Origin of the sequence: Bacillus sp. B28 (assembly GCF_029536185.1) — a bacterium.
GTDB lineage: Bacteria > Bacillota > Bacilli > Bacillales > Bacillaceae > Bacillus > Bacillus halotolerans.
The window spans coordinates 1,173,197-1,192,942 of the sequence record NZ_CP120511.1 but is presented as its reverse complement, the minus strand read 5'-3'; the positions used below and the strand labels follow the sequence as shown (position 1 = coordinate 1,192,942).

Sequence of the window (19,746 nt, the reverse complement as noted above, 5' to 3'; positions counted from 1 at the left end):
CCTCGTCTGCTTATTGAACTTTCCGGCTGACAATTTTCCGGTATTCAATTGGTGAAATGCCTTCAATTTGCTTAAAGAGCTTTGAAAAGTATGTCGGGTCCTCCATTCCAATCGTTTCCGCGATGACGCCCATTTTATCATTTGTCGAGGATAAAAGACGCTTTGCTTCAGTCATTCTCACCCGATTTGTGTATTGGCCCGGCGTGACACCAAGCACTTGCTGCATGCAGCGGGTCACATAATCCTGATTATAGTGCAAGGCGAGCGACAGATCCTTGATTGTCGTTTTCTCCTTATAATGCTCCTGTAAGTATCGGGCCGCCTCCCATGCCACCCGCTCTTTTGCAGACGGAATTTGAAACGCCTCCTTTTGAAGATGCAGCATCAGCTCTTCAAACAAGATTTGTTTTCTGAGCGGCAAATCGGAGTTTTCTGCGGAGTAATCAATGAGCCTTTCAAACTGCTGCGCCATAAATTGCGGACGCTGCACCTTGCCTTTTCTCGGCAATGCCAGTCCGTAGCGGGCCGGCTCCTCGAAGCTCCCCTTTTCCCGCTGAAGCTCTGCCCAATTGCTGCCCCCTTTTGCAGTAAATTCATATTGATGTTCATCAAAGTGAAGCCAATAATAGGAGGTCGCTTCATCACTGCCCTTTGTCCCATAGTGTTCAAGACCGGGAGAAAGCAAGATATATTCGCCCCCTTCAACAGAGAACGATTTTTCATTTTCAGTGATATATAACGTCCCCTGCTTGACGTATATCAGATCAAATACAGAAAAAACGCGTTTGACATGGGTTTCTCCTTTTTTAAAAACACCTTCTCCGGCTGCAATAAACACCGGAAAAGGCGGGACTGTAAACAGGATGCGAGGCAATTTGATCACCCTCCTTTTTAAGTCGGATTTTTGCAAGAAGTATCGTTTCTCTCCCTTTTTATTATAAGGAAATGGAGGTACACTTTAAAACGTTGATTTTATTTACGAAAGGGGTTAGACACTATGAAACAAGCTGTCTTCAAATCAACTGCTTTGAAAAAACCCGCTGACAAATCGTTCTCATTATTTTCGCTTACTTGGCCGATCTTTATTGAGGTCTCATTATATATGTTTATGGGTAATGCTGATACACTGATGCTGAGCCAATACTCAGATAACAGTGTGGCGGCAGTCGGCGTCAGCAACCAGATTTTGAATTTAATTATCGTGATGTTCAGCTTTATCGCAACAGGAACAACTGTTGTCATCTCACAATTTTTAGGATCCCGGAAAAAGAAAGAAGCTATGGAAGTCGCTTATGTGTCAATCGCAGCCAACTTCTTCATCAGCCTTGCCATCAGCGCTCTCATCTTTTTTGCGGCAGTTCCCCTGCTTCATATGATGGGATTATCAAATGAGCTGATGCCTGACGCTAAAGTCTTTTTACAAGTTGTCGGAGGTCTGTCCTTTATTCAGGCTTTAATCATGACATTCAGCGCGATCTTAAAAAGCTATGGCTACACAAAGGATACAATGTTTGTCACAATCGGCATGAACATTTTAAACATTGCCGGAAACTTTGTTGTCATTTTTGGTCTGTTCGGCTTTCCAGTTCTCGGCGTAGCAGGTGTTGCCATGTCCACATCTATCGCGCGTGTCATCGGATTAATCGCGATGATTGTCATTGTAAACAAACGCATTCAGCTGAAGATGTCGTTGAAAAAAGTCTTTCATATGCATAAAGACCATTTGCGCAAGCTGCTGAAAATCGGCATTCCTTCAGCAGGCGAACAGCTTTCTTATAACCTTTCGCAAATGATTGTCACTTATTTTATTGCCATCATGGGGGCGCAGGCTTTAACAACCAAAGTGTATACGCAAAATATTACGATGTTTATTCTGCTCTTCGGGACTGCGATCAGCCAAGGCACACAAATCTTAATCGGCCGCTATATCGGCGGCAAACAGTTTGACGCCGCATATGAGCGCTGCATGAAAAGCTTGTATTGGGCGCTCGGAATTGCTGCGGCCACATCTGTTTTGATGACAATCTTTTCAAAAGACCTGATCGGCATCTTCACACAAAGCCCTGATATTATTGCTACCGCAAGCCTTTTGATTGCGATGACCATCATCCTTGAACCGGGCCGCTCGTTTAATGTGATTATTATTAACTCTCTGCGCGCCGCGGGGGATGCGAAATTCCCGGTCTACATGGCGATGATTTCCATGTGGGGCATCGGCCTTCCGCTTGCTTATCTATTCGGCATTCATCTCGGTTTCGGGCTTGCCGGCGTATGGATTTCTTTTATCGCGGATGAATGGGTCCGGGGAATCTTAATGTACAGAAGATGGCGCTCACGGATCTGGATTCAAAAAGGTATGGCGTAACACCCGGCAGAACAAGCCGGGTGTTTTTTTACAGCTCGGACAGAATCATTTTTGCTTCGCTGTCTGTTAAGGCATGCTTGTGTCCAAATACGTTGTACTGCTCCGTTCGGATTTTTTCCAGAATGGCTCGGTACAGCTGAGCTGCAGCTTTTACCGCTTTTTGAGAATACTGAGGGAAAATCGGCAGGGCATCCAGGCACTCTTCAAGGTAGGCCTCCGCTTCAAAAGCGATGTACTCCCACGTCATCGTGAACGCTTTATTGACGGTGCCTTTTTGAAGATCGGCCTCTGTATAGCCGAATTGCTGCATCACCTGGCGGGGAATGCGGTTTTTTTGGTGCTGGTCCGTGCCGAGATTGTTTAAAATTCGAATCAGCTGTATAGCCAAGCCGAGAGAGGCCGCTGCTTGTTTGAGCTGATCTTGATTTCGGCGCGTCAGCATCGGCAGCAGCATCAATCCCGCGTTTCCACCCGTCTGATATGCGTCCATGAGCAGTTCATCAAGGGTTTCATGCGTCTTCGATTTATCTTTCTTTGCGGCAAGAAACTCCCGAAAAGGCTCGCTGTCTAATGTAAATGTCTGATACGCATGGTCGAACGCTTTCCACAAATCGTGTTTCCCGTTACTTGCCCTTTGAAAAACATGTTCAGCCTCCGCTTCAAATACAGGTATGGCCTTCTCGTCTGCACTGGCTGCCGTATGGCAAAACGCCAAAACCGCCCAAGCAGCTTGTCTTTGCTTCAGCGGGAGAAATGAGAATGCCCGGAAACAGGCTGGCGCGTATTCGCAGACAATCTGTCCGCACTGCTGATAGGCTTCTATTATCTCTTTCATTTTTCTCACTCCTATGTATCACTGCTTCTTCAAGTCTAGTATGTTTTTTCCTAATTGTATATGAAGAAAATGCCGATTCTTTCTTTGTAAAAGTAACAAGACGCAGCATGCTACTAAACCTCGTATACCTAGTCTGAACAGCATCATCGACGAGATATGCTTTTTTATTTTGAATGCCATACAACAGATAGAATGTAAACATTTATCAATCATTACTTCAATAATAGAGGAATCACGGAAAAAAGGGCTAATTGTTATTTGATACATGATAGTATTGGAGTGAGTTCAGTGATAAAATTTTTTGAATATAACTGGCAGGTTCGAGATCAATGGTTTACTTGGTGTCATCAACTAACCACTGAAGAATTACTTAAAAATCGTCTTGGCGGGGTAGAGAATATTTTATATACCCTTTTTCATATTATTGATGTGGAATATAGTTGGGTTCGTGCTATCCAAGGAAAAGAAGATATCGTTGTTCAGTTCGCTGATTATCATACACTCAATAAAGTGAAATCTCTCTCAAATACATTCCGAACTGAAATAATTGATGTTTTAGAAACACATTCAGATCAAATAAAAGATGAACTTGTAAGCGTTCCTTGGGAGAAAGGTGTTTTATATACGCGAGATGAAATATTACATCATATAATCGCTCATGAAATTCACCATATTGGTCAACTTTCTGTATGGGCTAGGGAATTAAAGTTAAGCCCGGTATCAGCTAATTTTATCGGCAGAACATTAAAACCTATTCATTCTTATTGAAGGAACGCGGGAACTTTGGCGCAGCAACAATTCGATAGTGCTGTTGTACAAAAAAGGATAGATAGAGCATATATTTTCTCTGCTCATCTATCCTTCTTATTTTAATCTATACATCTCTGGCTTTTAATCACATTTGCATTGAACCTACCCCTCATCAATATCAATGCGGTACGCTTCAAACCATGTATGAATTTGGGCAAGATGGGCGATCAGCTGCGGTCCTTTCATCAGCTGTCCGTACCATGGGACCTGAAAGGAGGAGCCTTCCGTCTCTAAAAGCTGATCCAATTGGTTTCTGTCCAGCAGGGTATGGAGCACGGAGTCCTTTTGGCTCCTGATCGCTTTCAGCCACTCGCTGACTCCTTTTGTATATTCAGGATGGTGCGTTTTCGGATACGGGCTTTTTTTACGATATAAGATTTCATCAGGCAAAATGCCCTCAAGCGCTTTTCGCAAAATGCCTTTTTCCCGGTTGTCATGCATTTTCATTTCCCATGGGATATTCCAGACATATTCAACGAGCCGATGATCTGCAAACGGCACCCGCACCTCAAGGCTCGCCCCCATGCTCATGCGATCCTTCCGATCTAAAAGATTGGTCATAAACCAAAGCATATTTAAATAGAACAGCTGTCTTCTTGCTTTATCCTCACCTGTTTCACCGTCTAATAACGGCGTTTCGGCCAGGGTTTCTTCGTATTTCGCATGTACGTATTCCTTCAAATTCAATTTTTTCTGCCACGTATCGGAGAGCAGCTTCACCCGCTCTTCAGTTGATCTCATCCACGGAAAACCGGACTCAACGTCTGCTGTATGGAACCACGGATATCCGCCGAAAATCTCATCCGCGCATTCTCCTGACAGGCTGACGACAAAGTCCTTTTTGATTTCACGGCAAAACCATAATAGGGACGAGTCGACGTCAGCCATTCCCGGAAGGTCTTTGACCAGAACGGCTTCCTCCAAATGATAGACGAGATTTTTTTGGCTGATGACGCATTTATGGTGCGTCGTGCCGAAGGCCTCTGTCATTTTTTCAATCCACGGCCCGTCGTCATTCGGCTGAAAGGCGCTCGCTTGAAAAAATTTGTCGTTTTCTTCGTAATCAATCGAATAAGTATGAAGCGGGGCTTTTCCTTCCTTTTCAAAATGGCCTGCGGCAATGGCGGTAATCGCACTCGAATCAAGTCCGCCGGATAGGAACGTACAAACCGGAACATCCGACACTAGCTGCCGCGTCACCGCATCCTGAAACAACGATCTCACATTGGCCACACTGTCTTCAAAGCTGTCCGTATGTTTCTCGCTTTTGACATTCCAATAACGCCATATGTTCAGTCCGTCTTTAGAAAACGTCAGCGCATGGGCCGGACGGACTTCATTAATGCCTTTAAACACGCCTGTCCCCGGGGTTCTGGACGGTCCGAGCCCGAAAATTTCCGAGAGACCCGTTCTGTCCACCCGCGCCTTCACCCCGGGGTGTGCGAGGATGGCTTTGAGTTCTGATCCGAAGAGAAAAGAAGACCCTTGCTCCGTATAAAAAAACGGCTTCACGCCAAGACGGTCTCTCGCCGCAAACAGCAGATCACGCTTTTCATCCCACACGGCAAAGGCGAAAATGCCGTTCAAGCGATCCACACAATTCTCCTGCCATTCAATGTAGCTGTGCAGCAACACCTCGGTATCAGATGTCCGCTCGAACTGATGGCCCCGCGCCCGCAGCTCTTTGCGCAGATCTTCCGTGTTATACAGCTCACCATTGTAAATAATTGTGTACGTATCCCCTTTATAGGTGCATGCCATCGGCTGGCGTCCGCCTTCAATATCAACAACCGCAAGCCTTTTATGTCCGAATAAAACATGGTGCTCTCCCCAAACGTTAGAATCATCAGGCCCCCGTTTGGAAAGAGTGTCTGTCATTCTGTTCATCGTTTGTTTTTCTTGGACGAGCTGCTTTTTAAAGTCGACCCAACCCGTAATTCCACACATGTGATATCAGCTCCAATCCCGTTTCTTTCGGTATCAAATTCGTTTCTTTCAGCACCTTAGTAAGTTTATGCATCTATAGACAGATAGTTGATTTGTCCACAAAAGAGTTGTATGGGACAGGCTTGTATTGGAAAGAAAAGAGAGGAACGAAGAAAAAAGGAGAGCACTTCATTTATGAAACGAAAACAATTTCTATATAAAGATGAACAGAAATGGGAATACGGCACCATTCTGGTCGAAGACGGCATATGCTTAATCGAAAACCAGGAAGGTGAAGTGCTGCTGGCGGAAAGTCTTCAAAACAGACCGATATGGATACAGCGCGAAGGGAAGTGGGAGCAGGCCGATTTTCAGGACAAAATGGTTCTGACATGTTACGGAGAAGACATCTCCCTTTCCGGCGGAGAATGCATACGCTATGAAAAGTCGGTAAAACGTCCGCTTATGACGCTTCTGGATTCGCTGGATGATGAAACCTTTCTCGCTTTTTTGCAGCATTTGCACAGCTTTGGTTTATCGGTATTCGATTGCGTGTTTTCTTATAATAAAGAGGTCTTTTCAAATATCTCAGAGGAACAGGGTGTTTCCTTTTATCACTTTTCAAATGATACCGCCCAATGCGCGCTGCAGCACCATTACAGCAGAGGAGCGGCTGGCGACCGGTTCGAATGGACGGCTTCCGATGGAAAACGTTCCATTATGTATTCAGCGGTCCAGCGGGGACGCAAATAAAAAAGCGGTGCTTCAGCACCGCTTTTTCTTTATTTTTCTACAACAACCTTTACAGCCTTGCTTTCTTTTTTATCCGTATCAGCTGCCGTGACGTACAGCACAGTCCCGGCTTTTTGTTTTTTGATTTTTACCGTAAAGGCACCTTTTGCGTCAGCTTTACCAGAAGCGATCACTTTTTTCGATTTGTTTTTCACTTTGATCACCGCTTTGCTGCTGGCCGTGCCTTTTACTGCTGTGTCTTTCGTTTTGACAGCCTTTACTTTCGGTGTGCCGGATGGTTTTCCTTTCACGACAACCACTTGTAAGGATGTTTTTGCATCGCCTTTAGAGGCTTTCACATGCAGGACTTTATCTTGTTTCTGAGTCGGGATGCTGACTTTAAATGTACCGTCTTTTCCCGCTTTGGCACTGCCGAGTTTTTTCTTGCCGCTCATCACCTCGATCAGCGTGCCTTCTTTCGCTTTTCCTCTGACGGCTGTTTGCGTGCTTTCCAGCTTATTGACCTTCACCTGTAAATCAACAGCGCTGACAGCCTGCATCACATTCAGCCGGCCGTATCCGGAATGCCAGTCAACTCCTGGAATGCGGGGAATTTCGATTGGATCGCCATTATCGTCATACATTTCCTCTTCTTCACCGTCGGCGCTTTCAAAGGAAATATCGTCCGCTGTCTTTTTCAGGATATCCTCTGCTTCTGTTCTTTTAAGTTTCGGATTTTGCGCAAACAGCAGCCCTGCCGCAGCTGCCGTATAAGGCGTCGCCATAGACGTTCCGCTCATGTACGTCACATTTCCGTTCGGCACCAAGCTCGGGATATCAGAACCCGGCGCACTGATGTCGAGACCTTTCCCGTAGTTAGAGAAGTCTGCTGTCATATCCATGCGGTTCGTTGCTCCGACTGACATGACATATTTAGAGGAAGCTGGGTAAGATAAGGAATTGGCTCCGTCATTTCCGCTGGCTGCCGCAATCAGGACGTTTTTGTCAGCCGCGTATTTCAAAGCAAATTCAAGCACGCGGCTGTAGCCTCCGCCTAAGCTTAAGTTAATGACCCTTGCTCCTTTGTCAGCTGCGTATTTGATGCCGAGGGCAATTTGTTCAGTATCTCCGGAGCCTGTTGAATCAAGCACCTTAACCGGTATAATTTTCGCTTTGGCGTTCAGGCCAGTCATGGAATAGCCGTTATCACTTTGGGCGGCGATAATGCCGGCGACATGCGTTCCATGCCCTTGATCATCCATTGCATTGTTATTCCGTCCCACAAAATTGTGTCCCAGATCGGTTCTTACTTTCCCTTTTAAATCAGCAAGCGTACTGTCTACACCTGTGTCCACAACCGCAATCAATGTATCGTTCAGCTTGCGCTTGGACAGCAATGTGCTGGCAGGCTCATATTTGACATCTGCATTTTTGATGCCGCCGTTTTCACCATTGTTTCTAAGCGGCCACTGGTAAGAGTACTGAACGTCGTTAGACAGGCTTTTGTATTCCTGAACCGGTTCAGCAAATTCTACGTTAGACATTTTGGATAATGTCGCGGCAGCGCTTTTCACACGTTTTGCGCTTGCCGTGTATGTCCCGCTTTGCTTTTGATCCTTCGGCAGCTCAAAAGAGTAGAGGTTGTCAAACAGTTTCTTTGCCTTATTCACATTGGAAATGTCTTTTTTCGATTGCGCGCTGGCAGAAAAGCCCTTCATTTCGTTATGTACTGATGAGAGGCTTTTATTGTCTTTTACCTTAAAAATCACCTTTGTTGTCTGAACTTCGCTTTTTGCCGCCAGGCTGTTTTCAGATAAAACCGCTCCTGCCGTCTTGCCTTCAAGCTTTGTGATGTTTAATCGCTCCGCCTGTTTCTTTATATCCCCTTTCAGGAAAGACGGAACGGATTGTAAAGCCGTTTCGTATAACCGATTGATTGCTTTTTGATCCTTTTCGGTTACCTTATATGCAGACGCTGCGCCATTTTCTGACACATCGTCAAACATCGGTTTTAACGTCACAAGATCTTGATAGACTTCATTTCTCTCTGTTTTATTGAGTGCGAGTTTTGCAGCAATAAATGGAGCCGCTTTGTAGTAAAGGCTTGTCAGTTCTTTGCCCTCTGCTGTTTGGCTGAGCTGCTCATCACGAATCGCTCTCAGCTTTGCCAGAATGCCTTTTCCCGATTTTTTCTGATCGACACTCATTTCCACCGGGCAGGCTTCTTCCTCTTCCAGATCTGAGGGCTGTTTTTTGGTGCCTGTATATCCAATCGTATATTTGGCTTCGGCAGCTGTTTCTGCGCTTCCTCCGTCTTCCGTTTCCTCTTCCCCAAGGTTCTCAACCTTTACATAGTAAGGGCCGCTCCATGCATAAGGAAAAACAATTTCGCTCTTTCCATCCTCTGCTGTGTAGGAACGGTACATGTCAAACGTCTCATCTTTAAGCGCTTTTTCCTTGCTTGGATAGACAGATACATTCAGAACAGCATCACTCTTAACAGTCAGTGCCATATGCGAGTCTTTCTGAATATCTGCCTTTCCAGGATTCACTTGATACCATTTCGCCTGCTCCGGTTCCTTCATGGTTCCCGTTTGTTCTTTGCCTTTTTCCAGCACACCGGCTGCATCAATGGTTCCGGCAGCAGCTGCTTTGGTGCCTGGAGAAAAAAGGCTGAAAATCAGTGCGAAAATAAGCACTGCCGCCAAAAAAGAGCTGAATTTTCTTCGTTTCATGTTATCCCTCCTGTAAAATAATGAATCTTTTTGAAGAGTATCATAATTTCATAGGACGAGATACCGCTTACAGGGAATTTTAAGGTTATTTTAAATGATTTGGAATATCAGGGAGGAACCATATAAAAAAACCCGATTCTCTTTAGAATCGGGTTCAAGCTTTTTCTATTAAAATAATCGGAATCCAATCGGCAGATGAAGACCGAGCAGCACTGTCAGCACAAGGACAATGATAAAGCCGATCCACAGTCCGCCAGTTGATTTTTCTTTTTTCTTGCGGATCAATAGCATTTCCATCAGGCCGATGGTGATAATGCCAAGCAGCATTTTTCCAGCGTATTCCCCGTTCCAGTTGGCGAAACGGACAAACAGTTCAGCACCTGTCAAAATAATAATGATATAGAATAACCGCAGAATCATATGAGTGATTTTGGCGCCCTTCGCACTTCCTGATGAATACAGCGAGTAGCTGACGAAAAGCAGGATCAGCGCTACCACCCATGATGTAATATGCATGTGTGTCATACATGTTCCCCCTATCAGATAACATTACCCCACTTATAGTACCACGAACTTGTCCCTGGCTACAAAGATGATTCACAGAAAAAGCGGGCGGTTCCTGTGCCGCCCTCCTTATGATCAGCCGATTTGATTTGACAGCGTTCCGATGGGTTTAATTGTAATGTCGATTTGATCGCCTCGCCGCAAAAATTTCGGCGGTGTAAAGCCTTTTCCTACACCAGACGGCGTGCCGGTCGCAATGATGTCCCCCGCTTCAAGCGTCATCCCCATTGAAAGGGTTTCGATTAATTCCGCGACAGAGAAAATCATATCGCTTGCCGAGCCGGATTGGCGCAGCTCGCCGTTGACCCTCGTTTCAACCTTAAGGCGCTCCGGATCAGGAATTAACGATTTATGTACAAGCACAGGTCCCATCGGACATGTCGTATCCAGACTTTTTCCGATAAAAAACTGCTTATGTCTTTTTTGCAGATCCCGCGCCGTGATATCATTCACAATCGTATATCCGAAAATATGGTCATAAGCTTCTTCTTTCGAAATGCGGGTGCCGCTTTTTCCGATGACGACAGCAAGCTCTCCTTCGTAATCGAGCTGAGAGGTGACCTCCTCATGGCTGTTTACTGCATCACCGTGGCCAGTGACTGTTACAGGCGATTTTGTAAATACCATCGGATGCTCCGGAATGTCAGCCTCGCTGCCCATTTCAATTGCGTGATCCCTATAGTTTTTGCCGATGCACATGATATTTTTTGACGGCTTAGGAATAGGCGCATGGAGCTTCACGTCAGATAATGAGTAAATAAATGAGCCAAGCTCATCATTTGGTTTCTTCGCCCACTCGGCCAGCTGCCTTGCATGCGCAACAAATTTATCCCCTTCTGCGATACACTCAATCAGCGAACCCGGAATCGTCTCAAGTTCAAACAGTTTTTTTTCAGCCCTTTGCAAGTCCATAATTTTATCATCTTCAATGATCAGGCCGACAAACATTCGGTTGTAAAGTTCCCCTGTCGCAAATTTCATGTTATTCCTCCATCATCTTTTAAATCAGAGTTCTACTTCAGTTATTCTCTGTCGAATGCTGAAATTCCTTTTTATCAAATGCGTGTTTTCATTCCCGTTTCGGGACTGGCTCGCTGTACATATCATACAAATGGCTTCTGAGGAGGAGGAAAGAATATGGAAAGCATACATTTATTTTTTCGTCGGCAGCAGCTTAACAGAACGGGGACTGCCAAGGGACTGATGATGACAGACAGAATCGTTTCTCCCATTCTTCTCACACAGCGTGACAGCCTGCAAAAGGCGTCCTATGAAATAAACTGTGATCAGTCTCCGCTCGGTGAAAAAAGGTTTTATCTGAATGCGGAACAAGATGATCCTTCACTGATGCGGCGCAGACTTGCTTATTGTTTTTTTCATCAAATCGGCGTCGCTTCCCAGGATGCTTCTTACATCTTTCTGATCATTAATGGCCAAAGGGAAGGCATTTATTTGAAAATTGATGGGCTCGATGAGAATCGCCGGCTTCCGAAAGGAGCCATTTTTGAAGTGAAGGATACCGATCCGAGGGTTCCGCTGTCTGTTTTCAAACACGACGCTTCCATTGAAAACAGACAGCGCACCGCATACTTACGTGAATTTCTCACGCTGATCTGTACAGCGGAGGATGAAGAATTTGCCGAACGAATTAAAATGTATCTTGATGTAAAGCTGTTTTTCCTGTGGCTGATCGGCAGCGCCTGCACCCGCCAAGCCTTTTATTACGGCCTTTGTTTGAACGAGACAGGCCGCTTTCACATCGCTCCAATGGAAACAAAAGCGCTTGCCGCATACGGATTTACAGAAGAAGACCCTCTATTGACAAACGGCCGTACACTTGCGTCAAGACTTCTCTCCATCCCAGCTTTCCGGGCACAATATCACGCGCTAATGAAAAACGTGCTGAGCCGGGAGTTTACGATCGACCGTCTGTCTCCGTTTATCAGAGACTGGCATTTTGACATTTGTCAAAGAGCAGGCGATGATCCTCACATAAAAAAAAGCCCCTTACAATTAGAGAAGGAGCAAGCGAATATTCTGCGCGAAATCGAAGAGCGGCAGGACTTTTTACAAGTACACCTGGCGAGACTATAGTCCTTTCTCAACCTGAGCAAGTCAAAAAGACCGCAGCAAAAATTGTCGCTTTTTTAGTCAAATTGACGAAAGGCAACCTTTTTAGCGAAAATAGGTTATACTATCTATATCCAGTATGCACCAAAATAAAATCTAGAATTGGAGATTGTTTCATGAATACAAAAATTGAAGAAATGAGAGTTATGCTAATTGAAACAGCACAAAAATACGGTATGAATTCGAAAGAAACGATTCAATGCAGCCAAGAGCTGGACAGTCTGCTCAATATTCGAATTAAAGAAGAAATCACCTCTTGGGGGCAAAACGCCCGTGTGTGATCATATGATATGTATTTAAAGGCTTGCCGCCTCACCCGCCGCTATTGCTCATCAACATCCTGAGACATGCTTCAGGTCGAGAATTTTCCGCCCCGAAAACAACAACTTGAACAATACAGCAGACTCTTTCAGGATCAGCATGAAACATCACACTTCAGCAGCACGAATTACTCCGAAAGACATTTCTTGTACCTCTTTTGCACATACACCAACGCAACACAATATACAATCACGCAGGCGGACAGCGGCAGCATCGCCGCATTTCCGCTTGGCCGTATACAATACCCAGCTTCTCACATATTTAAACCTTCATCTGGAAAAAATAAACGGATTTTTTTATACATCTCTCCGGCATGTCCCCATTTAATTTTTTCTCACACAAATGTGCGTTTGTCATAAGCTATCGTGAATAGCCCAGCAGAAACAAATCTTGTCCTTACTTGACCTGCCTTTTTTCAATTTTACAGCAAAGGATGTGCTCGTATGCCGGCAATTGTCGGAGCGTTTAAAATTAATGCGGTCGGTACGAGCGGAGTCGTTCATATCGGAGACTGCATTACCATTTCTCCTCAAGCCGAGGTCAGAACGTTTGCCGGGGCAGGCAGCTTTAATACCGGTGACAGTCTGAAGGTGATGAATTATAAAAACGCAACGAATGTGTACGACAATGATGTGGTTGATCAGCCGATCGCAGGCAATGCGTAAAGGAGTGGTGCTTCATGAATTTTTATATCAATCAAACCATCCAAATTAACTATCTCCGGCTGGAATCAATCAGCAACTCCTCCATACTTCAAATCGGGAGCGCCGGATCTATTAAGTCTCTTTCAAACTTGTATAATACGGGCAGCTATGTGGAACCCGCACCTGATGTTTCCGCTTTGGGGGAACAGGGTGAATCGGAAGGGCCCGATACAGGATCATTGGTCCCGCTCCAGCCCCCTGGCCGTTAATAATAAGATGAGAGGTGAAAGAACATGTATGATCAATCCATTTCCTCTTACTTGCAAAATTTGAATTCCTTCGTTCAGCAGCAGGCGCTGCATATTCAGCAGCTCGAACGCCAGCTGAAAGAGATGCAAACTGAAATGAATACGATGAAACAGCGGCCGGCCACAACCATTGAGCGTGTGGAATATAAATTTGATCAGCTGAAAATCGAACGGCTCGACGGCACGCTGAATATCGGTTTAAATCCGACAGACCCGAACAGCGTTCAAAACTTTGAAGTGAGCCAGACTACACCGGACATCGGAATGATGCAGCAGGAAGAGAGCGCCCAGCTCATGCAGCAAATCCGGCAGAACGTCGACATGTACTTAACCGAGGAAATCCCGGCTGTTTTGGAGCAGCTAGAAAACCAATATGACAGCAGGCTTGACGACACAAACCGGCATCATGTAATTGAGGACATCAGAAAACAAATAGACAGCCGGATTCATTATTATATGTCCCATATCAAAAAAGAAGAAAACACGCCGCCCAAACAATATGCGGAACATATCGCTGAGCATGTGAAGCGTGACGTGATCCGTGCTGTGGAACATTTTCTCGAACATATCCCCTCCGAAATGAAAGGAGATGAGCAAGCATGATCTTTACCGTCGTCAACCGCAGCCTGGAAGTCGGAGATATCCGCATGAATGGTGTATCCAGTTCCTCTGTTTTCCAAATTGGAGACGCAGAATCCATCTATTTATCGTCTATTTTCGATACGCCGCCTGAATCTCTTATTATCGGTCCGTTTGCTCCGCTGCCGTCGAATCATGCTTAAGCGTATATCACGCATCAGCCAGATTAAATTTAACTCACTCGGAATATCAAGCGTATTTCAAGCAGGCGATACAAACGAAATTGATATGAAAATAAAAGTGCTCGCTGTTCAGCGCTCGCTTTCAACGTTTTATGAAAATGAGGGCTCATTTAACAGAAAGGAGTACCCTATTTTTGATCAGCACGCTGTGAAGCTTCTTCCGGAAACGGGCGTGCAAACCGCTTTTTGCCATGAGGTGCCTGTCATTCATGTCCGCAACATCAAAATTCAAGGGGTCTCATCCTCTTCCGTTTTTCATGCAGGCTCAGCTTCGGTCGTACGCGGCGACGCGCGGATTAAACATATCCGTCAGATTTTCCCTCCAAACTCACAATCGTCCGGCACGGGCATATAATAAACAGAGACTTCTATAAAGGGTGTCGTCTATGCCAGCAATTGTCGGGCCTATAGCTATCAATTCCATATCGGGCGGAGTCGTGAACTTTGGTGATTCCTTTTACCTTTCTCCGAAAAGCTCTTCAAAATCTGCGCTCGGTTCGGGAGCAGGAAACACGGGAGATTTCCTTCTTTTAAACAATGCAGTCAACGCGACAAATTATATAGACCCCGATGTCAGCGATCAGGATATGGTTGGAAACGGATAAAAAGCAGCCGCTCTGCAAAGAGAGGGCTGCTTTTTATTTTTTCTTTTTCCGTTCATTGGACTTCTTTGTTTTAATCAGCTTTTCAGGCGGCTGTTTTCTGATCCATTTGACAAACCGGGCAAGCTGCGGATCGTTTCTGAGCGCTTCTATTCCGGACAGTCGAACTGCCAGCTCCTGATTTGTATACAAGGCATGGATCTGTTTATGGCAAGGGATGCAAAGCATCGCAGTCGGCAGGAACGTTCCGCCTTCTTCCTTCGGTGTGAGATGGTGCTCTGTCAGCTGAACATCGCTCCTGCCGCACAGCTCACATATCCCGACAGTCTGTTTTGCCACATCCGCGCCCCCCTTACATCATCTCAAGTGTTACCCTTGTGCCGCGTCCGCTAGGTTCAGCCGGATGTACGATCAGCTTTTTCGGAAGCCGCGCCCGCAGTTCCTGCACATGGCTGATCACGCCGACAGACAGATTGTCTGACTGCAGTTTTTCCAAGGCGGTGACAACCGTATCAAGCAGATCTTGGTCAAGCGTTCCAAACCCTTCATCCAAGAAAAAGAACTGCAGCGGGTATTCACCGCGAAGCTGAATCTGCGCAGACAGCGCGAGAGCAAGAGAAAGCGAGGTAAGGAAGGTCTCCCCTCCTGACAAGCTTGATACCGGGCGCTTAACGCCTCCATTGGCATCATCCCGCATCACAAATCCGCCTTCTGAATCCACCTCAATGGCATAACGCTGTCTTGTCAGTACGCCGAGCCGTGCTGACGCATCCCGTGCAACACTTTCAAGCTGTTCCTCAGCTAAAAATTCAACGAACGTATTGCCTTTAAACACTGCTTGAAGCTTGTCCAGCCTGTCGATATGGGTCTGCCATTTTTTCAGCTCAGCTTCAATTTCATTGAAACGTTTGTGATGGTCGCGGATCACAGCCAGTGCTTTGGCCGCCGCTCCTTTTTCTTCCATAGCCGTCCCAAATGCCTCCTCGGCTTCTTTTAAGGACGTGACGGTTTCGTTCCATTCACATTCGGATAAGGATCTGCCGGCGAGCTTATCAGACACACGTTTTAAGTTTGCGGCATTTTGCTTACATTTATCCAGAAACTGGTCAATACTGCCTTTGATCTTTTCAAGCTCATCAGCTGGGATGAGACTGCGCTCCACCTCGTCAGCCCGGACAAAGCGGGTACTTTTCGCATGTTCAAGCCAATCCGCTTCCGCTTTTTTCAACCTTGCTTCCGCTTCCTTAAGCGTATGCTCGCTTGCTGAAGCGCGGCTTTTTGCCTGATTGAGCATCATTTGGGCGTTTTGCAGCTCTTCATATAGAGATTGCTCTTTTTCCCTTAAACACTTCAGATCCTGCTGAACTGAGCGGAGCTTCGTTTGGATGGAATCCTCTTTTACATAGTCTCCGAGTTCCTGCTGATAATCAGCTATGACGCCCTTCGTACGTTCTGCGGCATAGTGAAGCTCCAGTTTTTCCCTTTCAAGCTGATGGCTTGATTCCCGCAGCTGATCCTTTTGTGACTCATGCTCAGAAAGAAAAGCGATACTGCGTTCAATTCGTTTCTCGCATTCTTCCGCGGCCCGGTCCTTTTCTTCGATGGCTTGCTGCCATTTTTCCGCTTCATCCAGAGATTGGCCTTCAAATGCTTCATGAAACATCTTCTGCTGGCTGTCCATCGAGGACTGAAGCTCTGCGATCATGCTGCCAATACGGTCAGCCTCTCTTTTTTCGAAACTCATTCTCTCGTTAAGCTGTTCAGCTTTTTTTAATGATTCCTGATATGTGCCGATCATTTGGGTCATTCGTGTTTTGACTGACAGGATGTCCTGTTTGATTTGCTTCCATTCTATTTTTGCGGCATGAAATGCTTCCTGCACCGGCTGATTCTCGCAGGAAGCAGCTGCCTCAAGAGTCGGCGCTTGAATCGATTTCAAAAACGGACACTGCTCGAGAAAGCGGGCGGACTGCTCTTCAAGTGTGATTTTGGCAGAAAGAATCTCCTGACTGAGCGCCGCCGCTTCTGACAGCAAATCTTCTGTCTGTTTGATTTCTGCTTCAACGTTGCGATCCGGCTCATATGTCCCATGTGCTGAGGCAGACGGATCATGATCGGTTGAACCGCAGACCGGGCAAGGTTTTCCGGCAATCAATTTTTCCGATAACTCCTTGGTAAGTGCCGCCATTCTTGCTTTCTCACGCTGAGTATGGAGTGTGTTTTGTCGCTGTTTTGCCTGATCACAAGTACGCGTAAGGGACCGTTCCGTCTCGCAGACCATATGATATACAGCTTGAACAGCCTCATATGCCTGTATGATTTTATTTTCTTCCGCTTCAGCCTTTTGAACGAATGTGTTCTTTTCCTCATTCATCTTCTGTAATACAAGGTTCAATGCGTCAATGCGTTTTTTCTCTTTTCCCAGCTGCTCCTCAGTCTGTCTGATCCGCAAAGCCATTTCAGCGGCCTGCTGGCAGCTTTTCCGCTCATCAGTGGTTACCTGCAAGGTTTTGAGCTGCTGTTTTAATTCCGTCTGTCTGTTTTGTCCCCTTGAAAGACGGTCGGTTACGGTTTCTAAATCCTTCATGACAGATTGAAGATTTTCGGCCTTCTGCTGAAGTTCAGCCTGTTTGCGCTCTGCCTCCTGCTGGGCCTCTCTCAATTTGATTTCGATCTCCTGCAAGCGGAAGAGCTGTTCCTGCTCAGCTAAAAGCTCTGGCTCTTTCTCGCTTTTATGGCGGCGCCACGCCTCATATTCTTCATTCTTTTGCTGAAAGAAAGCGGTGCGTTCTGTTAAATCCTTTTGGGCAAGCACTTCTTCCCTTGCGGCCTTCTCTTCATGCTGTACCGCTTCCAGGTACCGGTCCGCATACGGCTTTAGAGCGGCTGCTGTTTCCGCTTCCGCCAGGCGTTTTTGCATGCTGCCGACATGCGGTTCTTCCTCTTCAAGCCGCTTTTTCTCTGCTTCATAAACGATTTTTTCCTTTTGGACATTCCAGATCTCTTGATGCTCCGCAAACCGTTCTTTTATTTGATCACGATTTTTCCGCACTGATTCCAGTTTGGCTTCCGCTTGTTCAAGCGCTTGTTCAGCTTGTTCAACCGCTTCTGAACTTGCCTCGCCGAGACCCGATTGCTCTGCAAGCATTTCGTTTTTTCTCGCATTGGCTTCCTGCGCCTGCCGTCTCAGCTTTTTCACAAGGCGGTCTCCATACTGTTCCAAATTGAATAAACGCTGAAGCATATGCCTGCGTTCCGCCCCTTTTAAGGAAAGAAATTCAGCAAACTTCCCTTGCGGCAGCACAACCGCTCTCGTAAAGTCGTCGATGGTCAGACCCAAGAGCTCCTCGACTCTTTTGTTCACTTCATTTGCCTTATCAGCAAGCACGGTTTGCTCATCCTTGATCTCGATGAAACGGCAAAGCGCTGTTTTCACCTTCATTTCATCCGTTCTCTTAAACACGCGCTCGACTTTGTAAGAGGTTTGATGATTGGACTGAAGCGCAAAGGTAAAGGAGACAGTCAGCGAATCTTCCGCATGGTTTAAGATCCCGTGCGTATTGTTCGCCGCCCGCTCTACCTTTCCGTATAAAGCAAGGGTCATCGCATCAAGGATCGAGGATTTACCGCTTCCTGTCGGCCCGAAAATACCGAAGACACCTGCACCGGAAAGGCTGTCAAAATCTATCGTCTGCTCCTCCCTAAAGCTGTGGAGCCCTTTTATCGTTAAGGCGATCGGCTTCATCTTGCTTCCTCCTCATCTTCTGCGCCTGATGCAAGCTCTAAAAACAGCTTCACCATTTCATCATCCGGCACTGCGCCGCCTGTCTGTTTTTCATAAAATTTCTTAAAACGGTCTTCGATGGACACATGCTTAACCTCGATCCGTTCGCGCTCACTGTTTTGTTCTTCAAAGACCGGCCTGATATGGATAAAGCCCGGATGTGCTTTTCGCAGTCGGTGAATGTCTTCAAGTGACAGCTGGTCCGTTACACGGATTTCAAGATCAATCCAGGCATTCTGATCCCTGCCTTCATCGAGCCAGCTGTATACCTCGCTTAAACCATTTGCCGCTTTCCATTTTACGAGAGACTTGCCGCTTGATAATAAAACCTCATGCCAAGAGGCCTCTTCGCCCGGCTTTGCGTCTACAATGGTCACCGATTTGGCGTAGCCTGCCTCAGAAAAGCTGTAGGCCAGCGGAGATCCAGAATACCGCGCAAGCGTTCGCGCCCGTTTAATCGTTTGCGGCCGATGCAAATGGCCAAGCGCCACGTAAGCGGCGTCCGCCGGCAGGCTTTCAGCGGCCACCGTATAAGCGCCGCCGACTTCAATCGGCCGCTCCGAGTCCGTTTGATTGCCGCCCGCAACATAAATATGGCTGGCCGCAATCTTTACGGCGTCTTTTCGAAAGCGGCTTGTGATCTGTTCAAATGCCTGCCTGATTTTCACATCATAGTGATCACGGAGAAGTTTCTCATCAAATGTATCGGAAAGAACTTCATTTAACCGTGCCTCAGACGGATATGCCAGCGCTCCGACAGCCAAAAGCTCACCTGCTGAAGGCACTTCTATATGAAGCGGTTCAGTTGTCGGATAGCCGATTAAATAAATGCCGTTCTCATGTGTCAGCGGTGAAGCAGCGGACAATCTGTCAGGATTATCATGGTTTCCGGCAATGACAACGATCGGGCGCTTTCCTCTGTCACTGAGAGCGGACAGGCTTTCATAAAATAACTGCTCGGCTAAAGCCGGCGGGTTCACGGTATCAAACGCGTCTCCCGCCATCACAATAGCATCGATCTGCTCTTCCTTTACGATTGTATTCAGTTCGTCCAATACATCCGCCTGTTCACTCAGCCTGCTTCTTCCTTCAAGCGTTTTTCCTAGATGCCAGTCAGCCGTATGTAAAATCCGCAAATGCGTTCACCTCTCTTTTGTATAGAAAACGAG

At 46.3% G+C, this 19,746-nt stretch carries 19 protein-coding genes and 1 pseudogene; 11 read left to right on the top strand and 9 right to left on the bottom strand.

The genetic code is table 11. From position 1 onward, the window contains the following. Positions 1-10: 10 nt before the first annotated feature. Positions 11-874 (bottom strand): AraC family transcriptional regulator, encoded by an 864-nt coding sequence (locus P3L57_RS05820; protein ID WP_059293073.1) that lies wholly within the window; start codon positions 872-874, stop codon positions 11-13. Between the two features lie 123 nt (positions 875-997). Between P3L57_RS05820 and P3L57_RS05815 the strand changes: the two genes are divergently transcribed. Next, entirely contained in the window at positions 998-2,365 is a 1,368-nt protein-coding gene (locus P3L57_RS05815) for an MATE family efflux transporter (protein ID WP_059293074.1), read from the top strand. 28 nt (positions 2,366-2,393) lie between these two features. Here P3L57_RS05815 and P3L57_RS05810 read toward each other — a convergent pair. Further along, a pseudogene (locus P3L57_RS05810) lies at positions 2,394-3,222 on the bottom strand (phytoene/squalene synthase family protein). Between the two features lie 266 nt (positions 3,223-3,488). On the opposite strand from P3L57_RS05810, the gene P3L57_RS05805 reads away from it, so the two are divergent. Continuing rightward, positions 3,489-3,968, top strand: coding sequence for a DinB family protein (locus P3L57_RS05805; protein ID WP_075745260.1), 480 nt, complete (start codon positions 3,489-3,491; stop codon positions 3,966-3,968). Between the two features lie 144 nt (positions 3,969-4,112). On the opposite strand, the gene asnB is transcribed toward P3L57_RS05805, so the two are convergent. Beyond that, a complete protein-coding gene (gene asnB / locus P3L57_RS05800) occupies positions 4,113-5,957 on the bottom strand; it encodes an asparagine synthase (glutamine-hydrolyzing) (RefSeq protein WP_059293076.1) in 1,845 nt (614 codons plus the stop codon). Between the two features lie 174 nt (positions 5,958-6,131). Here asnB and P3L57_RS05795 point away from each other — a divergent pair, with 174 nt between their 5' ends. Further along, complete coding sequence (locus P3L57_RS05795) at positions 6,132-6,689, top strand: DUF2777 domain-containing protein (RefSeq protein WP_059293077.1); 558 nt, start codon at positions 6,132-6,134, stop codon at positions 6,687-6,689. Positions 6,690-6,718: 29 nt separating this feature from the next. Here P3L57_RS05795 and P3L57_RS05790 read toward each other — a convergent pair whose 3' ends face one another. The 3 genes from P3L57_RS05790 to P3L57_RS05780 all read right to left on the bottom strand — a co-directional run bounded on the left by P3L57_RS05790 (position 6,719) and on the right by P3L57_RS05780 (position 10,948). After that, positions 6,719-9,403, bottom strand: coding sequence for a S8 family peptidase (locus P3L57_RS05790; protein WP_069486355.1), 2,685 nt, complete (start codon positions 9,401-9,403; stop codon positions 6,719-6,721). Positions 9,404-9,571: 168 nt separating this feature from the next. Next, a complete protein-coding gene (locus P3L57_RS05785; RefSeq protein ID WP_044156468.1) occupies positions 9,572-9,928 on the bottom strand; it encodes a YisL family protein in 357 nt (118 codons plus the stop codon). Between the two features lie 114 nt (positions 9,929-10,042). Continuing rightward, positions 10,043-10,948, bottom strand: a complete 906-nt coding sequence (locus P3L57_RS05780) for a fumarylacetoacetate hydrolase family protein (RefSeq protein WP_069486354.1) — start codon at positions 10,946-10,948, stop codon at positions 10,043-10,045. A gap of 156 nt (positions 10,949-11,104) precedes the next feature. Between P3L57_RS05780 and P3L57_RS05775 the strand changes: the two genes are divergently transcribed. The 8 genes from P3L57_RS05775 to P3L57_RS05740 all read left to right on the top strand — a co-directional run bounded on the left by P3L57_RS05775 (position 11,105) and on the right by P3L57_RS05740 (position 14,796). Beyond that, positions 11,105-12,061: a CotH kinase family protein gene (locus P3L57_RS05775; protein ID WP_069486353.1), complete on the top strand. Its 957-nt coding sequence runs from the start codon at positions 11,105-11,107 to the stop codon at positions 12,059-12,061. 152 nt (positions 12,062-12,213) lie between these two features. Continuing rightward, a complete protein-coding gene (locus P3L57_RS05770; protein ID WP_024120848.1) occupies positions 12,214-12,378 on the top strand; it encodes an aspartyl-phosphate phosphatase Spo0E family protein in 165 nt (54 codons plus the stop codon). Positions 12,379-12,861: 483 nt separating this feature from the next. Then, complete coding sequence (locus P3L57_RS05765) at positions 12,862-13,083, top strand: spore germination protein (RefSeq protein WP_010333672.1); 222 nt, start codon at positions 12,862-12,864, stop codon at positions 13,081-13,083. 14 nt (positions 13,084-13,097) lie between these two features. Further along, on the top strand, positions 13,098-13,331 hold the full coding sequence (locus P3L57_RS05760; protein ID WP_059336323.1) for a spore germination protein GerPB: 234 nt from the start codon (positions 13,098-13,100) through the stop codon (positions 13,329-13,331). Between the two features lie 24 nt (positions 13,332-13,355). Continuing rightward, a complete protein-coding gene (gene gerPC / locus P3L57_RS05755) occupies positions 13,356-13,973 on the top strand; it encodes a spore germination protein GerPC (protein WP_069486352.1) in 618 nt (205 codons plus the stop codon). After that, positions 13,970-14,152 (top strand): spore germination protein GerPD, encoded by a 183-nt coding sequence (gene gerPD, locus P3L57_RS05750; protein ID WP_024120844.1) that lies wholly within the window; start codon positions 13,970-13,972, stop codon positions 14,150-14,152. The genes gerPC and gerPD overlap by 4 nt, the downstream gene beginning before the upstream one ends. Next, positions 14,145-14,546 carry a spore germination protein GerPE gene (locus tag P3L57_RS05745; protein ID WP_069486351.1) on the top strand — a complete coding sequence of 134 codons (402 nt, stop codon included), beginning with the start codon at positions 14,145-14,147 and terminating at the stop codon, positions 14,544-14,546. The genes gerPD and P3L57_RS05745 overlap by 8 nt, the downstream gene beginning before the upstream one ends. 31 nt (positions 14,547-14,577) lie before the next feature. Then, positions 14,578-14,796 (top strand): spore germination protein, encoded by a 219-nt coding sequence (locus P3L57_RS05740; protein WP_010333667.1) that lies wholly within the window; start codon positions 14,578-14,580, stop codon positions 14,794-14,796. Positions 14,797-14,829: 33 nt separating this feature from the next. Here the strand turns inward: P3L57_RS05740 and P3L57_RS05735 are convergent, their stop codons facing one another. From P3L57_RS05735 to sbcD, 3 genes are read right to left on the bottom strand one after another with little or no spacing between them, the layout of a single operon-like run. Then, positions 14,830-15,132 (bottom strand): HNH endonuclease family protein, encoded by a 303-nt coding sequence (locus P3L57_RS05735; RefSeq protein WP_044156476.1) that lies wholly within the window; start codon positions 15,130-15,132, stop codon positions 14,830-14,832. A 13-nt stretch (positions 15,133-15,145) separates the two neighbouring features. Further along, positions 15,146-18,538, bottom strand: a complete 3,393-nt coding sequence (gene sbcC / locus P3L57_RS05730; protein ID WP_069486350.1) for an exonuclease subunit SbcC — start codon at positions 18,536-18,538, stop codon at positions 15,146-15,148. Next, positions 18,535-19,713, bottom strand: a complete 1,179-nt coding sequence (gene sbcD / locus P3L57_RS05725; RefSeq protein ID WP_044156478.1) for an exonuclease subunit SbcD — start codon at positions 19,711-19,713, stop codon at positions 18,535-18,537. Before sbcD ends, sbcC begins: the two co-directional genes overlap by 4 nt. Positions 19,714-19,746 lie beyond the last annotated feature (33 nt).

What these genes read in the sequence shown, in the direction of transcription:
- P3L57_RS05815 (WP_059293074.1), top strand. Translation starts at nt 998, where the DNA reads ATGAAACAAGCTGTCTTCAAATCAACTGCTTTGAAAAAACCCGCTGAC.
- gerPC (WP_069486352.1), top strand. Translation starts at nt 13,356, where the DNA reads ATGTATGATCAATCCATTTCCTCTTACTTGCAAAATTTGAATTCCTTC.
- P3L57_RS05765 (WP_010333672.1), top strand. Translation starts at nt 12,862, where the DNA reads ATGCCGGCAATTGTCGGAGCGTTTAAAATTAATGCGGTCGGTACGAGC.
- P3L57_RS05770 (WP_024120848.1), top strand. Translation starts at nt 12,214, where the DNA reads ATGAATACAAAAATTGAAGAAATGAGAGTTATGCTAATTGAAACAGCA.
- sbcC (WP_069486350.1), bottom strand. Translation starts at nt 18,538, where the DNA reads ATGAAGCCGATCGCCTTAACGATAAAAGGGCTCCACAGCTTTAGGGAG.
- P3L57_RS05795 (WP_059293077.1), top strand. Translation starts at nt 6,132, where the DNA reads ATGAAACGAAAACAATTTCTATATAAAGATGAACAGAAATGGGAATAC.
- gerPD (WP_024120844.1), top strand. Translation starts at nt 13,970, where the DNA reads ATGATCTTTACCGTCGTCAACCGCAGCCTGGAAGTCGGAGATATCCGC.
- P3L57_RS05775 (WP_069486353.1), top strand. Translation starts at nt 11,105, where the DNA reads ATGGAAAGCATACATTTATTTTTTCGTCGGCAGCAGCTTAACAGAACG.
- asnB (WP_059293076.1), bottom strand. Translation starts at nt 5,957, where the DNA reads ATGTGTGGAATTACGGGTTGGGTCGACTTTAAAAAGCAGCTCGTCCAA.
- P3L57_RS05760 (WP_059336323.1), top strand. Translation starts at nt 13,098, where the DNA reads ATGAATTTTTATATCAATCAAACCATCCAAATTAACTATCTCCGGCTG.
- P3L57_RS05745 (WP_069486351.1), top strand. Translation starts at nt 14,145, where the DNA reads ATGCTTAAGCGTATATCACGCATCAGCCAGATTAAATTTAACTCACTC.
- P3L57_RS05785 (WP_044156468.1), bottom strand. Translation starts at nt 9,928, where the DNA reads ATGACACACATGCATATTACATCATGGGTGGTAGCGCTGATCCTGCTT.
- P3L57_RS05780 (WP_069486354.1), bottom strand. Translation starts at nt 10,948, where the DNA reads ATGAAATTTGCGACAGGGGAACTTTACAACCGAATGTTTGTCGGCCTG.
- P3L57_RS05790 (WP_069486355.1), bottom strand. Translation starts at nt 9,403, where the DNA reads ATGAAACGAAGAAAATTCAGCTCTTTTTTGGCGGCAGTGCTTATTTTC.
- P3L57_RS05740 (WP_010333667.1), top strand. Translation starts at nt 14,578, where the DNA reads ATGCCAGCAATTGTCGGGCCTATAGCTATCAATTCCATATCGGGCGGA.